The organism is Roseovarius sp. MS2, assembly GCF_051447875.1.
GTDB classification, from domain to species: domain Bacteria; phylum Pseudomonadota; class Alphaproteobacteria; order Rhodobacterales; family Rhodobacteraceae; genus Roseovarius; species Roseovarius mucosus_A.
In genome coordinates this window covers 405,660-419,631 of sequence record NZ_JBKHVF010000001.1, presented here as the reverse complement: position 1 = coordinate 419,631, position 13,972 = coordinate 405,660, and the positions used below count along the sequence as shown (strand labels likewise).

The window sequence follows — 13,972 nt, the reverse complement described above, 5'->3', positions numbered from 1 at the left end:
ATGAAACATATCGACCTCAACGGGTGGGCCATCGGCAATGACCGCCCCCTGACCCTCATCGCCGGGCCTTGCCAGCTCGAATCCGCCGATCACGCCCAGATGATCGCGGGCACCCTGCAAGAGGCCTGCGCCGCCCACGGCGCTGGGCTGATCTTCAAGGGCAGCTTTGACAAGGCGAACCGCACCTCGCTCTCGGGCAAGCGCGGTCTTGGGGTCGATGAAGGGCTCAAAGTGCTGCAATCGGTCAAGGATACGCTTGGCCTGCCGGTGCTGACCGATATCCACACCGCCGACCAATGCGCGCCGGTGGCCGAGGTGGCCGATGTGTTGCAAATCCCCGCCTTTCTCTGCCGCCAGACCGATCTTTTGATCGCAGCGGGCGAAACCGGCGCGGTGATCAATGTGAAAAAGGGCCAGTTTCTCGCCCCTTGGGACATGCCCAATGTCATCTCCAAGATCGAAAGCACCGGCAACACCCGCATCCTGCTGACCGAACGCGGCACGTCTTTTGGCTACAACACCCTTGTCGCCGATATGCGCAGCCTGCCGCAGATGGCCGCAACCGGCTATCCGGTGGTGATGGATGCCACCCATTCGGTGCAACAGCCCGGCGGGCGCGGCGGCAGCAGCGGCGGGCAGCGCGAATTCGCCCCCGTCATGGCCCGCGCGGCGGTCGCCTTGGGCGTGGCCTGCGTGTTCATCGAAACCCATGAAGACCCGGATAACGCGCCCTCTGATGGGCCCAACATGATCCCGCTCACGCAAATGTCAGCCCTCATCGACACGCTGATGCAGTTCGACCGTCTGGCCAAGGCCAATCCGATCCACCTCTGACCGACAAAGTGCTTTCATGACCAAACCCTTGCCAACCGTCACGCCGAACACGTGGGAATTTCTGCGCGACCCGATGATCGCCCCTACCGGCTTTCGCGAATATGACGCGCGTTGGAAATATCCCGACCAGATCAATCTGCCGGGCATTACCGCGCTTGGTCTCGGTCTTGGCACGCAAATGCACGCGCGCGGCATCGCGCCGGTGATCGCGGTTGGCAATGACTATCGTGACTACTCGCTTTCGATCAAGAACGCGCTGATCCTTGGCCTTATGCAGGCCGGAATTCAGGTCAAGGATATCGGCCCCTGCCTTTCGCCCATGGCCTATTTTGCGCAATTCCACCTCGATGTGCCCGCCGTCGCCATGGTCACCGCCTCGCACAATCCAAACGGCTGGACCGGGGTCAAGATGGGCTTTGACCGCCCGCTAACCCATGGCCCGGATGAAATGGCCGAACTGCGCGATATCGTGCTTGAGGGTCGCGGCGAGCCGCGCCCCGGCGGCGCATACGCCTTTGTCCCCGGCGTGCGCGAGGCCTATCTTGATGATCTCGTGGGTGATTTCCGCATGACCCGCAAACTCCGCGTCGTCTGCGCCACCGGCAACGGCACCGCCTCCGCCTTCGCGCCTGAATTGTTCGAACGCTTGGGGGTCGAGGTGATCCCCTCCCACAACACGCTCGATTACACCTTTCCGCATTACAATCCCAATCCCGAAGCCATGGAAATGCTGCATGACATGGCCGAAACCGTGCGCGCCACGGGGGCCGATTTCGCGCTTGGCTTTGATGGCGACGGCGACCGCTGCGGCGTTGTGGATGACGAGGGCGAGGAAATCTTTGCCGACAAGGTGGGCGTCATCATGGCGCGCGACCTGTCCAAGATTTACCCCAACGCCACTTTCGTGGCCGATGTGAAATCCACCGGCCTTTTTGCGTCTGACCCTGAACTCATCAAAAACGGCGTCACCGCCGATTACTGGAAAACCGGCCATAGCCATATGAAACGCCGGGTCAAGCAATTGGGCGCGCTCGCAGGCTTTGAGAAATCCGGTCACTACTTTCTCGCCGAACCCATCGGGCGCGGCTACGATTGCGGCATGCGCGTCGCCGTCGAGATTTGTAAACTGATGGACCGCAACCCAGATATGTCGATGTCCGACCTGCGCCGCGCGCTGCCCGTGACCTACTCGACCCCGACCATGTCGCCCTATTGCGCCGATACCGAGAAATACGCTGTGCTGGATCGCATCGTCGCGCGCCTTGTCGCGCGTCATGCCGCAGGCGAACCGCTCGCCGGGCGCACCATCAAAGAGGTCGTGACCGTCAATGGCGCCCGCGTCATTCTCGATAACGGCTCTTGGGGCCTCGTGCGCGCCTCCTCCAACACGCCCAACCTTGTTGTCGTCTGCGAAAGCAGCGTGAGCGACGCCGAAATGCGCGCCATCTTCGCCGATCTTGATGCCGTCATCCGCACCGAGCCCGGCGTGGGCGACTACGATCAGACGATCTAAAACCGGGGTTCATCTGGCCCGAAATACCTCGGGGGAGTCCCGGATTTTATCCGGGACGGGGGCAGCGCCCCCAATCCCCGCTTTGACCTTACATAATCACCTGTCAAACCTTACAGAGCTTACACCGCTCACGCCGCAAGCCCGCGTCCTTTGAGCAGCGCCGCCACCCCCGGCATACGCCCGCGGAATTTTAGATAGAGCGTTTCCGCATCTTCTGACCCGCCGCGCGAAAGAATGTGCGATTCCAAGGCCTTGGCCCGCTCCACATCAAATGCCCCGCCCGCTTCCTCGAAACTGGCAAAGGCATCCGCATCCATCACCTCGGACCACATATAGCTGTAATAGCCGCTGGAATAGCCATCCCCAGAGAACACATGCGCGAAATGCGGGCTGGCGTGGCGCATGGTTATGGCCCTTGGCATTCCAAGATTATCCAATATTTCCAATTGCTTGGTCATAATGTCGGCGGGCGCTTCGCCCTCATGAAAGGCCAGATCGACAAGGGCAGAGGCGACATATTCCACCGTCTGAAACCCTTGATCAAAATTCGCCGCCTTCAGCAATTTCTCCAACAATTCCCGAGGCATAGCCTCGCCCGTCGTCACATGCGTCGCATAGCGCTCCAGCACCTCGGGCACTTCCAGCCAATGCTCATAGAGCTGTGAGGGCAGTTCAACAAAGTCCCGAGCCACGGAAGTCCCTGAAATGCTTTCATAATTTACATCTGACAGCATCTGGTGCAGCGCATGCCCAAACTCGTGAAAGAGCGTGCGCGCATCGTCATAACTCAAAAGCGCCGGATCACCCTTTGCGAAGTTGCACACATTGATCACCACCGGGCCCTGAACCGCTGGCCGCTTCGCCTGACCGCGCATCGCAGAACACCAAGCGCCCGATCTCTTGGACACGCGCGCAAAGTAATCTCCAATGAAAACAGCTACATGGTTCCCATTGCGCGTCACCTCCCAAGCCCGGCAATCGGGGTGGTAGAGGGCCACATCCAGCGCGCGAAACTCCAACCCGAATAGCCGATTGGCACAGCCAAACGCCGCCGCGATCATCCCCTCCAGCGACAGATAGGGTTTGAGCGCCGCCTCCTCCAGATCATGCTCGGCCTGCCGCCGTTTCTCGGCATAGTAACGCCAATCCCACGGCTCTAATTCTCCATTGATTCCATCGGCTTGCATCATTTCCGTAAGCCGCGCCGCGTCTCGTTCCGCCTGCGCCTTGGCCGGTTCCCAAACCGCCATCAAGAGGTCGCGCACCGCCTCCGGCGTCTTGGCCATCTCGGTTTCCAGCTTGTAGGCGGCAAAGCTTTCATAGCCCAACAACGCGGCCCGCTCTGCGCGCAGGCGCAAAATCTCGGCGGCCACCTCGCGATTGTCGGTCTCACCGCCCATGGCACCACGCGAAACCCATGATTCATATGCCTTTTTCCGCAAGTCGCGGCGCGGCGAAAATTGCAGGAACGGCACGATCAACGACCGTGACAAGGTGATCACCGGCTGCTCTAACCCCTTTTCACGCCCCGCCGAACGGGCGGCATCGACCAGAAAGTCGGGCAATCCCTCCAGATCTGCCTCTGCCAATTCCATATGCCACCCGGCCTCATCCGCCAGAAGGTTCTGCGTGAAGGCCGTTCCCAATTCCGCCAGCCGCGCCATGATTTGGCGCATCCGGGCTTCTTCATCCCCGGTCAATGCCGCGCCAGAGCGGCGAAATCCCCGGTGGGTCAGCATCAGCAAACGCGCTTCTTCCGGTGTCAGATCGAGCGTATCCCGCGCCGCCCAAAGGCTCTCAATCCGCGCAAAAAGCGCTTTGTTTCCATAGAGTTCCGACGAATAAGCTGCGAGCTTTGGGGCAAATTCGCGCTGCAATTCCTGCCGCTTGGGATTGCTGTCCGCGCCCGCCAATGTGTAAAACATCGACAGCACGCGGTCCAATCCCTTTCCTGACGCTTCTAGCGCCTCAATCGTATTGGCAAAGCTGGGAGGGGCCGAGTTTTCCGCGATGGCCATCACCTCGGTGCGCGCTTGGGCGAGGGCGGTGTCGAACGCGGGCGCAAAATCCGCGTCTGAAATCGCATCGAACGGGGCGAGATCAAACGTCGTATTCCAATCAGCCAGCAACATGTTGGTCATTCTTCTCTCCTCTTCCCCCACATATGGGGCAATTTTCTCGGCGGCTTAGCCCGATCTTGCGGCTTTCGCCATAAAGCGCGTCATAGATCAGCATCTCGCCGCACAGCGCCTGCCCCGCGCCGGTGATCACCTTGATAGCCTCTGCTGCCATCATCGCGCCGACTACGCCGGGCAGGGGCCCCAATACGCCCGCCTCAGAACAAGAGGGCGCAAGACCGGGGGCGGGGGCCTCTGGGAAAATGCATTGATAGCAGGGGGTGCCATTGGCCGGATCGAACACGCTCAACTGTCCTTCCCATTGCGACAAAGCACCGGAAATCAGTGGCTTAGATGTCTTGACCGCAGCTGCATTGGCGAGGTAGCGCGTGGTGAAATTGTCAGTTCCGTCAAGGATCAGATCATAGTCCGCAAAGAGGTCTGCGGCAATCTCGGGCGTTAGCCGCCGCTGATATGGGCGCACCACGACATGCGGATTTTGCGCCTGCATCGCCGCCATGGCCGATTGCACTTTGGGTAGGCCAATGTCTGCATCGCGGTGGATCACCTGCCGCTGCAGGTTGGAATTGTCTACCGTGTCATCGTCGATGACCCCAATGGTGCCCACACCCGCCGCCGCCAGATAGAGCAGCGCCGGAGAGCCAAGACCGCCCGCGCCAATCACCAGAACGCGGGCCTGTTTGAGCGATTTTTGCCCCGGCCCACCAATTTCCCTGAGCACGATGTGACGCGCATAGCGTCCAAGCTCTGTCTCTGAAAACAAGGGCTTAGCTGTGTCTCTTGGTGTTTCGCCCCGCACTGAGCGGGCGCGCAAGCGCCGCAATCCTTGGCGGTACACCAGCCCGATTGCCACCGCCCCGCCGATCATCAGCCAGAGCGCCGGGCTCTCTCCCGTGGCCATGCGTAGCGGGTGGCCAGCAGGCAGTACGAAATGCGCCAGAACGACCCCCGCCCATAGCCCTGCGATCATCCCCCACCGAAGCCGCCGCGGTGTTCCCAATGCAGCACCGATGCCCCAGAGCACCGCCGCCATGACCCCCACCAGCAGCATCACTCAACCCCCGTCGAGCCGAACCCACCCGCGCCGCGCGCGGTCGGCTCCAGCGTTTCGACCAGGTCAAACCGCGCCTGCAGAACAGGGGCCACCACCATCTGAGCGATCCGCATTCCATGTGTGATTTCAAAGGTTTCTGTTCCGGCATTCAGTACAATCACGCCCAACGGCCCGCGATAATCGCTGTCGATGGTGCCGGGGCTATTGGGGAGTGTGATCCCGTGTTTCAGGGCAAGGCCAGAGCGGGGCCGCAGCTGCACCTCATACCCCGTTGGAATGGCCAGTCGCAGCCCTGTGGGCACCAGCACCCGCGCGCCGGGCGCAAGGGTAACTGCCCCGCGATCCGGGAAATTCGCGCGCAGATCGGCCCCCGCCGCGCCGGCGGTTTCATAGGTGGGCAGGCCAAGGGCCCGGTCGGCGCCCTCCTCCCATTGAACCGCGACGGTCAGCATGGGCCCCTCTTCATCGTTTTGAAAATACGCATGATTTCAGGTCAGCACCGTTGCAATCCGAGCAGCCAGCAACTCTGCCACCTGATGCTTTCCCATGCGCGGCCATTCCTCGGCCCCGTCTGCGGTGATCAGCGTCACGGCATTCTCGGTGCCGCCCATGATGCCCGTAGAGGGGCGCACATCATTGGCGACGATCCAATCACAGCCTTTGCGCACCCGTTTGGCGGTGGCGTTGTCGATGACGTCATCGGTTTCCGCGGCAAAGCCTACAACCAGCCGTGGTCTGCTTTCCGTTCTTTGACTGAGCGTCGCCAGAATGTCGGGGTTCTCGGCAAATTCCAGCACCGGCAGACCGCTCTTGGTTTTCTTGATTTTGCTCTCGCTGGCACTGGTCACGCGCCAATCCGCGACAGCAGCGGCACAAATAGCGGCCTCGACCGGCAGGGCCTGTTCAACCGCCGCGAGCATCTCTTGCGCTGTCTCGACGCGGATCACTGTTACCCCATCGGGTGGCGGCACCGTGCTTGGGCCAGTGACAAAGATCACCTGCGCCCCGAGCGCGGCCAACGCGCCGGCAATTGCCGTGCCCTGCGCCCCTGACGAGCGGTTGGCGATATAACGCACCGGGTCGATGGGCTCATGCGTGGGGCCGGAGGTTACAAGCACGCGGCGTCCGCGCAAGGGGCCGTTGCCAAGCGCTGTTTCGATAGCGCTCAGGATTTCCGGCACTTCGGCCATGCGGCCCGGACCGTGCTCACCGCAGGCCATATCGCCCGCATTGGGGCCAACAAAGGCAATGCCATCCCTTTTGAGCGTGGCGATATTGCGCTCTGTGGCAGGGTGTTGCCACATCCGCACGTTCATTGCAGGGGCAATCAGCACGGGCGTATCCGTGGCGAGTAGAACCGTCGAGGCAAGGTCATCCGCCCGCCCCGTTGCCATTTTGGCCATGAGGTCAGCGGTGGCCGGGGCCACCACGATCAGATCGGCAGAGCGGCTAAGTTGGATATGGCCCATCTCTGCCTCATCGGTGAGGTCGAACAGGTCTGACAAGACTTTGCGCTCAGCCAAGGCCGAGACTGACAAAGGTGTCACGAATTCCGCCCCGGCGCGCGTCAGCACCGGCGTTACCATGGCCCCGCGTTCGCGCAGACGCCGGATGAGGTCAAGCGTCTTGTAGGCCGCGATACCGCCGCCGATGATCAAAAGAATGCGTTTCGAGCCGAGCATGGGGGTTCCCTGTGACATGTGCCCTGACACTAGGGCCGGGGCAGGGGCCGCGCAAGGGTGCGGCAGATCACTGAAAGGCCGCGCAGGGATCGGGCCGCTCTACCGCAGGCGCGCTTGTAACCATGTCAAACCCACCGTCAAGGGGGCTGTCATCTTCGGTCTGGCCCAAAACCCAGATGTCGAGATCGGGCGCGACCTTGGTCAGATAGGCAGGCACGCCCCAATCGCGGCGGGCGTGGCCATTGCCCGTGATCACCGCCACTGGACCGCCGGTTGCCTCGAGCGCCTCTATCGTTGTACGGGCTAAAACCGCATCGCGCAGGCGTTGGATAGCAACCATACCGGGCAGCATCTCTGGGGGCAGGGCGTTGCAATGCGCCTCCATCTGGAGTGTTTCCCGCGCGGTCTGTTCCTCTGGGGGCAGGTCGCGGTCAAGGCCGTAGCGTGCGGCCTCTGGGCCAAAAGAGGCGGCAGGCCCTGTTGACAGCGCCGATCTTGCGGCCTCACGAGGGACCTGCGCGCCATAGATCTGCGCCTCTGGTGCGGCGCTGAAGATGGGGTAATACATGGCAAAATCGGGCCAGCCGCTTTCATCCCATGCAAGGGCTTCGGCCAATTTTGCTTGATCCCCGCGCAGCTCGGGTGTCACCTTTGATGCCTGCTCCTCGGTCAGCATCTCGAACACGATCGCCTTGGGTTGCAATTCAAGCACCCGCGCTGCCTGTTCGGCATGATGCGCGGGGTTGTCATGCACCTCGCCCAAGATCACCACATCCTGCGATAGGGCGGGTCCGGCTATCAAGAGGCCAGTAAAGAGGGCAAGCGCGCGCAGGATCATGCGAGCAGGTTTTGCACCTCGCCCCCATGCTTTTCAAGATGTTTGCGCATTTTCTGGAAGGCTGCTGCCTCAAGCTGTCGCACGCGCTCTTTGCTAAGGTTCAATTCCTCACCAAGGCTTTCAAGGGTGCGCGGATCATCGCGCAGCTTGCGTTCGCGCACGATAAAGCGTTCGCGGTCGTTTAACCGAGACAGCGCATCGGCCAACCATGTGCGCAGGGCATGCATGTCGTGGTCGCGTTCCACGATCTCATCACCGCGCGCGCCGTCATCCTCAAGCGTGTCGATCCACTGGCGACCTTCATCCTCTGACGATTGCGTTGCGTTCAATGAAAAATCAGACCCCGAGAGCCGACCTTCCATCATCTCAACATCGCGCAGCGGAACACCCACCTCATGGGCAATCATTTCGCGCAATTGATAGCCGTCAAGCTGCTCCCCATTGGCAAGCGCCTCACGTTCCAGCCGCGCTTGCACCCGGCGCATATTGAAAAACAACGACTTTTGCGATGAGGTTGACCCGGTGCGCACCATCGACCAATTGCGCATCACATAGTCCTGAATGCTGGCCTTGATCCACCAGACCGCATAGGTCGAAAAGCGTACGCCGCGATCAGGGTCAAATTTGTCAGCAGCCTTCATCAAGCCGAGGCCAGCCTCTTGGATGAGGTCATTCATCGGCGCACCGTAGCGGCGGAATTTCGACGCCATGGAAATCGCGAGCCGCATGTAGGCGTTGATGAGGCGATGCAAAGCCTCTTCGTCGCGCTGATCGCGCCAGGCGTAGGCGAGCGCCAATTCGGTTTCGGCATCCAGCATTTCCGCTTTCATGGCGGTGCGAGACATGGACCTTTGCTGCGGTGCGTCGAGTGGCATCGGATTTCCCCCTATCGGCGGCGTGACTTCGTTGCGCCCTTTTTCCTCTTGTCGCAAAGTGCTACGCAGCGCAGGCGTGACCGGATTAAAAAAAGGAGTGCGCGTGTCGAACCATCCACGACTGAGCCTTGTTCTAGGTGGGGCCGCTTCGGGCAAGTCGGGCTTTGCCGAGGCGCTTGTCACCGGCACGGGCCGTAACCGCGTTTATCTTGCGACGGCACAGGCCTTTGACGATGAAATGCAGGCCAAGTTGGTGCGTCATCGGGTGACGCGCGGCCCGGATTGGCGCACGATCGAGGCGCCACTTGATCTGGCGCCCGCGCTTCAACAGGCGGCGGCGGACGATATCGTGTTGCTTGATTGTATCACGATGTGGCTCAGCAATCACCTCTTGGCGGAACATGATCTTGAGGCGGCTCAATCGGCGCTTCTCGCGGCGCTGGATGCCTGTGCTGCGCCGGTTGTTATGGTCTCGAACGAGGTGGGCCTGTCGGTCGTGCCGGATAACGCGCTTGCCCGCCGATTCCGCGACGCGCAGGGGCGGGTCAATCAGGTTTTGGCGGCGCGGTCTGAACTGGTGGTGCATGTTATTGCGGGCCTGCCGCAGGTGCTCAAGGGCACGCTGCCTTGAGCCGCTTTTTCTGGGTGCGCCACGGCCCCACCCATGCCAAATCCATGGTAGGTTGGTCGGATATCCCTGCAGATTTGAGCGATGCGGCGCGGCTGGCACGGGTGGCTTCGCATTTGCCCAGCAATGCCATAGTGATTTCGTCGGACCTGAGCCGTGCGCGCACAACCGCTGACGCCATTTCAGGTGGGCGTGAAAGGCTGCCCGATGATGCTGACCTGCGCGAAATCCACTTTGGTGCCTGGGAGTTACAGGCCTTTGACACGGTGCCCGACCAACCCCTTTTGCGCGCCTTCTGGGAGCAACCGGGCGATATCCGCGCGCCCGGAGGCGAAAGCTGGCATGAGGTATCGGCGCGCGTGTCTCGGGCCGCGGAGCGGCTGCGCATGGCCTATCCGGGGCGCGACATAGTAGCCGTGGCTCATATGGGCGCAATCCTGACCCAAGTCCAAGCGGCGCTTGGCGTCACGGCCTATGAAGCATTTGGGCATCGGATCGACAACCTTTCAGTGACGGAATTGCACTGGCTTAATGGGGGCTGGCGCGCACAGGTGATCAATCATCATCCGTGATGTCGAGACGCACAAAATCGCGCTAGGAACCAGCCACAGCCAGAGATAGCATCGCGCCATGACCTATGATCTCATCCTTGGCGATTACGCCTATTCCTCTTGGTCCCTGCGCGGCTGGCTCTTGCTGGCGCGCTTTGGAGTGCCGTATCGCGTGCGCTTGCTCGATTTTGATGCCAAAGCAAGCGTGGCGCAGCAATTGGCGGATCTGGCCCCGGCGCGCACAGTGCCCGTGTTGGTCACACCCGAAGGTGTGGCAGTGTCAGACAGTTTCGCCATGGCCGAGGAACTGGCCAGCCGCCATCCCGAGGCGGGGATATGGCCCAAGGATGCGCGTGCCCGCGCCACGGCGCGAACGCTTGTAGCCGAAATGCACGCGGGCTTTGGCGCGCTGCGCGGCGATTGCCCGATGAACCTGCGCACTGCCTATTCCGGCGTGACACCTTCGGCGGCGGTGCTGGCTGATCTGGCGCGGATCGAAACCCTATGGCAGCACGCCCGCGCCACCTGCGCGCCGACCGGCCCTTGGCTTTGTGGTGATTATAGTGCGGCAGATGCGTTCTTTGCCCCAGTGGCGGCACGGATTGCGGGCTACGGCCTTTCGGTGTCCGAGGAGGCCCGTGCCTATGTCGCCGCTCATCTGGCCGACCCCGCGTTCCGCCGTTGGCGGGCGATGGGGCTGGTGCGCGGTGCGACGCTTGCCCGCTATGCCAAACCCTATGCCACAGTGCCTTGGCCCGGGCCGGTGCCGCGACCGGCACGCGCTGTGGCCGAGGGCACGCCTGAGAACATGGCTTGCCCTTATTCCGGCGATCCGGTGACCGACCTCATGGAAAGCGAAGGCCGGATCTTTGGCTTTTGCAATCCCTTTTGCCGGGATAAGACCGTGGCGGACCCGGATGCTTGGCCCGCGTTTGTTGCTCTGCGCGACGGCGTTTGATCCTATCTCAGTCGCAGAACTGGCGCAGGGCCTATCGGGATAGGGCCAAGCTGGATACGACCGTTGCGAAACGTCAGCGGTACATCCAGCGTTTCGGGATTGCCCGACATTTGCGCCATAAGGGAAAATCCGTTTTCCAGTGTCCCCAGCATGCTCTCAGGCACCGCACCGGTTTCAGCGGCGATGCGCAGCATGTCGCGCCAGTTGCGCGCCTTGAGCGTGATCTCGCCCTCTGGCCAGCCTTCGGGCGTTACTGTCACCTCACCTGCCGCCTGCAGATGCAACTGTCCCCATTTGGCATCCGCCAGCTTTAATTTGATCTCGGTCGGCTGTGGCCGGGCATCCTCAACCGCGCTGCGGTCCCAGACCCGGTCAAAACGCACCGTCAAATCCGCATGCAGCCCGGAAATCTGGCGGGGCAGGCGGCCTTGCGGATCAAGTCGCGCCTGCCAGGGTGCGGCGAGCGTCAGACCTTCGGCCGATAGGCCCAGACGGTACTCTGTCTCTTGTTGGCGTTCGGCAGCCAATGTCAGACTGGTCAGAGCGGTCGCCTCGTCTGGCCGGGCCTCGGGGGTGATTTGCAGGAATTCCGCCGTCAGCGTGGCGCGTTCCGGGGCCAAACGCGTGTCGGGCGCAATCCGCAGGCTGGCGCGCATATCCTCGCTCTCGACCAAGAACTTCTCCTGTGGTGTGGCGATCAACTGCTGATCTGGCCAAACAGCGATGAGATGATTCGGCTGATAGCTGAGCGCCAGGATCTGAAAGAACTCCGCCTCCCAAGCCAGCCCCGTCTCGGGATCGGCGAGCACAAGGTCCGTGAAGCCCGTGTCAAAGCGGTTTGGAAATCCCTGCACCGCAATGTCCGAGGCTTCGGCAACCCAACCGTCGGCGCGCCGGGCTTCGAACCAAGCGGCAAACCCACGGTTCAACCCGCTTTGCCCGATAAACCAATAACCGGACCAGCCCGATGCGGCGATCACGATCACGGCAAGCAGAAATCTCATGATGCGCGCCCCTTTCATGCCTATCAAGAGCTGTTTATAGGGGGTAGGGCGCAAGGAACAGAGGCAAAGGCGATGTGGGTTTTCGGATACGGATCGTTGGTGTGGAACCCCGGCTTTGACGCGGTAGAGCGCGTGATTGCCCGTCTGCCCGATTATCATCGCAGCTTTTGTATGCGCAGCATTCACCATCGTGGAACCGATGACCTGCCCGGTCTAGTGCTGGCGCTCGATGCCAGCCCCGGCGCGCTCTGTCAGGGGGTCGCGCTCCGGGCTGATCCAGCAGAGGCCGAAGACGTGCTGGCCTATTTGCGCGAACGCGAGCTGATTTCCTCCGCCTATCTGGAGCGGATGCTAGAGATTGATCTAACCGATGGGCGCCGGGTCGAGGCTGTGACCTATGTGATCGACCCTGATCACGTCCAGTATTGCGGCGGCCTTGATCTTGAGGAGCAGGCGGGCATCATCGCCCGCGCGGTGGGGGGGCGCGGCCCCAATACCGAATATCTCTTCAACACTGCCGATCATTTGCGCCAGTTGGGCATCCATGACAAAGAGCTAGACTGGCTGGTGCGGCGGGTACGCCATATCTGTGGATAAATCCTTGGCTTAGGCGTTCAAGCCGCGTAGGGTTGGGCCAAGAAATCCAAGTGTCGGGAGCGTCCAGATGGACCAGCCGGACCGTGAGGTCGAGCCGCAGTTTTCATATCCCTACCGCCAGATATTCTTGATGCTGGTGGTGCTCGGGCTAACCGCTCTTGGTGCTTTTTTGGCGCTTCCCAGAGTGCTGCCGGTGTTCGAGGCCAATCTCTGGCTCAACGGGTTCATTTTCTTTGTCTTCGTGCTGGGGGTGATCGCCACCTTTTGGCAGGTGCTACAACTGATCGGTTCTGCCCGCTGGATCGATGGCTTTGCCGCGCAACTGCCCGGGCATGAGATGACGCAGCCGCCCTCGATGCTGGCGCCCTTGGCCACATTGTTGCGCTCGCGTGGCAAGCGGATGCAGATTGCCTCTACCTCGGCGCGCTCGATCCTAGACTCGGTCGCGCAACGGATCGACGAGGCGCGCGAGATCACCCGCTACATCGTCAGCCTTTTGATTTTCCTTGGGCTTTTGGGCACGTTTTATGGCTTGGCTACAACGGTGCCTGCTGTTGTCGACACGATCCGCAGCCTTGCCCCGCAAGAGGGAGAAGAAGGCATTGCCGTTTTCAATCGCTTGATGAGCGGTCTTGAGGCGCAATTGGGTGGCATGGGTGTGGCCTTTTCCTCGTCGCTTCTGGGGCTTGCTGGATCGCTGGTGGTGGGGTTGCTGGAGCTATTTGCCGGGCACGGGCAAAATCGGTTCTACCGCGAGCTTGAGGAATGGATGTCCACGATCACGCGGGTGGGTTTTGCCAGTAGTGACGGCGAGGGTGGTGACGGGGGCGGTGGCGCTGTGACGCATCTGCTCGATCACATGGCCGAGCAGATGGATGCGCTGCAATCCATGCTCAGTCAGTCAGACATGAGCCGCGCGATGGTCGATCAGAAACTTGGGGTTTTGGCGGATTCCATCGAGCGTCTGACCCATCGGATGAGCGATCAGAACCCCGTGCAATTGGCACTTTTGCGTCTGGCTGAGGGGCAGGAACGATTGATTGCCACACTTGAGGCGCGCGAAACGACCCCACATGAGGGGATTGATGCGGAAAGCCGGATGCGACTTCGGTCAATCGATGTGCAGATGCTGCGTATTCTTGAAGAAATCAGCGCCGGACGACAGGAAACCATGACCGAATTGCGCACCGATCTGGCGGCCCTGACGCGGGTTCTGGGGCAGGCGCGCCCGGCGACTACGCCGCGTCCGACACGCCCGGTCGTGCCACGCTCCGATCCGGATCAGGCTGAGGAGGGCTGA

General features: G+C 61.4%; 14 protein-coding genes. 7 read left to right on the top strand and 7 right to left on the bottom strand.

Annotation, left to right across the window (positions count from 1 at the left end):
* A complete protein-coding gene (gene kdsA / locus ACLGGT_RS02200) occupies window positions 1-834 on the top strand; it encodes a 3-deoxy-8-phosphooctulonate synthase (RefSeq protein ID WP_008280747.1) in 834 nt (277 codons plus the stop codon).
* Between the two features lie 16 nt (window positions 835-850).
* Window positions 851-2,347, top strand: coding sequence for a phosphomannomutase/phosphoglucomutase (locus tag ACLGGT_RS02195; RefSeq protein ID WP_008280746.1), 1,497 nt, complete (start codon window positions 851-853; stop codon window positions 2,345-2,347).
* A gap of 128 nt (window positions 2,348-2,475) precedes the next feature.
* Here ACLGGT_RS02195 and ACLGGT_RS02190 read toward each other — a convergent pair whose 3' ends face one another.
* The 6 genes from ACLGGT_RS02190 to ACLGGT_RS02165 form a co-directional block, all read right to left on the bottom strand.
* Window positions 2,476-4,488, bottom strand: coding sequence for a M3 family metallopeptidase (locus ACLGGT_RS02190; RefSeq protein WP_437194941.1), 2,013 nt, complete (start codon window positions 4,486-4,488; stop codon window positions 2,476-2,478).
* Window positions 4,466-5,536, bottom strand: a complete 1,071-nt coding sequence (locus ACLGGT_RS02185) for a HesA/MoeB/ThiF family protein (protein WP_437194940.1) — start codon at window positions 5,534-5,536, stop codon at window positions 4,466-4,468. Before ACLGGT_RS02185 ends, ACLGGT_RS02190 begins: the two co-directional genes overlap by 23 nt.
* A complete protein-coding gene (dut, locus tag ACLGGT_RS02180) occupies window positions 5,536-5,991 on the bottom strand; it encodes a dUTP diphosphatase (RefSeq protein WP_008280743.1) in 456 nt (151 codons plus the stop codon). Before dut ends, ACLGGT_RS02185 begins: the two co-directional genes overlap by 1 nt.
* 36 nt (window positions 5,992-6,027) lie before the next feature.
* Window positions 6,028-7,221, bottom strand: a complete 1,194-nt coding sequence (coaBC, locus tag ACLGGT_RS02175; protein ID WP_437194939.1) for a bifunctional phosphopantothenoylcysteine decarboxylase/phosphopantothenate--cysteine ligase CoaBC — start codon at window positions 7,219-7,221, stop codon at window positions 6,028-6,030.
* A gap of 67 nt (window positions 7,222-7,288) precedes the next feature.
* The gene (locus tag ACLGGT_RS02170; RefSeq protein ID WP_437194938.1) at window positions 7,289-8,059 is read right to left on the bottom strand and encodes a ChaN family lipoprotein; all 771 of its coding nucleotides are present in this window, start codon (window positions 8,057-8,059) and stop codon (window positions 7,289-7,291) included.
* Window positions 8,056-8,889 carry an RNA polymerase factor sigma-32 gene (locus ACLGGT_RS02165; RefSeq protein WP_008280740.1) on the bottom strand — a complete coding sequence of 278 codons (834 nt, stop codon included), beginning with the start codon at window positions 8,887-8,889 and terminating at the stop codon, window positions 8,056-8,058. The genes ACLGGT_RS02170 and ACLGGT_RS02165 overlap by 4 nt, the downstream gene beginning before the upstream one ends.
* A 142-nt stretch (window positions 8,890-9,031) precedes the next feature.
* Here ACLGGT_RS02165 and cobU point away from each other — a divergent pair, with 142 nt between their 5' ends.
* The 3 genes from cobU to ACLGGT_RS02150 are packed head-to-tail and all read left to right on the top strand — an operon-like array spanning window position 9,032 to window position 11,071.
* The gene (gene cobU, locus ACLGGT_RS02160; protein ID WP_437197386.1) at window positions 9,032-9,565 is read left to right on the top strand and encodes a bifunctional adenosylcobinamide kinase/adenosylcobinamide-phosphate guanylyltransferase; all 534 of its coding nucleotides are present in this window, start codon (window positions 9,032-9,034) and stop codon (window positions 9,563-9,565) included.
* Window positions 9,562-10,134 carry a histidine phosphatase family protein gene (locus ACLGGT_RS02155; protein ID WP_219435096.1) on the top strand — a complete coding sequence of 191 codons (573 nt, stop codon included), beginning with the start codon at window positions 9,562-9,564 and terminating at the stop codon, window positions 10,132-10,134. Before cobU ends, ACLGGT_RS02155 begins: the two co-directional genes overlap by 4 nt.
* 58 nt (window positions 10,135-10,192) lie before the next feature.
* The gene (locus tag ACLGGT_RS02150) at window positions 10,193-11,071 is read left to right on the top strand and encodes a glutathione S-transferase (protein WP_437194937.1); all 879 of its coding nucleotides are present in this window, start codon (window positions 10,193-10,195) and stop codon (window positions 11,069-11,071) included.
* Window positions 11,072-11,073: 2 nt separating this feature from the next.
* Here ACLGGT_RS02150 and ACLGGT_RS02145 read toward each other — a convergent pair whose 3' ends face one another.
* Complete coding sequence (locus ACLGGT_RS02145) at window positions 11,074-12,075, bottom strand: DUF2125 domain-containing protein (protein WP_437194936.1); 1,002 nt, start codon at window positions 12,073-12,075, stop codon at window positions 11,074-11,076.
* 72 nt (window positions 12,076-12,147) lie between these two features.
* Here ACLGGT_RS02145 and ACLGGT_RS02140 point away from each other — a divergent pair, with 72 nt between their 5' ends.
* Both ACLGGT_RS02140 and ACLGGT_RS02135 read left to right on the top strand, forming a co-directional pair.
* On the top strand, window positions 12,148-12,672 hold the full coding sequence (locus tag ACLGGT_RS02140) for a gamma-glutamylcyclotransferase (RefSeq protein ID WP_437194935.1): 525 nt from the start codon (window positions 12,148-12,150) through the stop codon (window positions 12,670-12,672).
* Window positions 12,673-12,739: 67 nt separating this feature from the next.
* Window positions 12,740-13,972 carry a hypothetical protein gene (locus ACLGGT_RS02135; protein ID WP_008280734.1) on the top strand — a complete coding sequence of 411 codons (1,233 nt, stop codon included), beginning with the start codon at window positions 12,740-12,742 and terminating at the stop codon, window positions 13,970-13,972.

Bases quoted from the DNA above. Each gene is read 5' to 3' on its own strand.
- ACLGGT_RS02195 (WP_008280746.1), top strand. From the start codon at position 851: ATGACCAAACCCTTGCCAACCGTCACGCCGAACACGTGGGAATTTCTG.
- ACLGGT_RS02190 (WP_437194941.1), bottom strand. From the start codon at position 4,488: ATGACCAACATGTTGCTGGCTGATTGGAATACGACGTTTGATCTCGCC.
- ACLGGT_RS02185 (WP_437194940.1), bottom strand. From the start codon at position 5,536: ATGCTGCTGGTGGGGGTCATGGCGGCGGTGCTCTGGGGCATCGGTGCT.
- ACLGGT_RS02140 (WP_437194935.1), top strand. From the start codon at position 12,148: ATGTGGGTTTTCGGATACGGATCGTTGGTGTGGAACCCCGGCTTTGAC.
- ACLGGT_RS02165 (WP_008280740.1), bottom strand. From the start codon at position 8,889: ATGAAAGCGGAAATGCTGGATGCCGAAACCGAATTGGCGCTCGCCTAC.
- dut (WP_008280743.1), bottom strand. From the start codon at position 5,991: ATGCTGACCGTCGCGGTTCAATGGGAGGAGGGCGCCGACCGGGCCCTT.
- ACLGGT_RS02145 (WP_437194936.1), bottom strand. From the start codon at position 12,075: ATGAGATTTCTGCTTGCCGTGATCGTGATCGCCGCATCGGGCTGGTCC.
- ACLGGT_RS02170 (WP_437194938.1), bottom strand. From the start codon at position 8,059: ATGATCCTGCGCGCGCTTGCCCTCTTTACTGGCCTCTTGATAGCCGGA.
- ACLGGT_RS02135 (WP_008280734.1), top strand. From the start codon at position 12,740: ATGGACCAGCCGGACCGTGAGGTCGAGCCGCAGTTTTCATATCCCTAC.
- coaBC (WP_437194939.1), bottom strand. From the start codon at position 7,221: ATGCTCGGCTCGAAACGCATTCTTTTGATCATCGGCGGCGGTATCGCG.
- kdsA (WP_008280747.1), top strand. From the start codon at position 1: ATGAAACATATCGACCTCAACGGGTGGGCCATCGGCAATGACCGCCCC.
- ACLGGT_RS02150 (WP_437194937.1), top strand. From the start codon at position 10,193: ATGACCTATGATCTCATCCTTGGCGATTACGCCTATTCCTCTTGGTCC.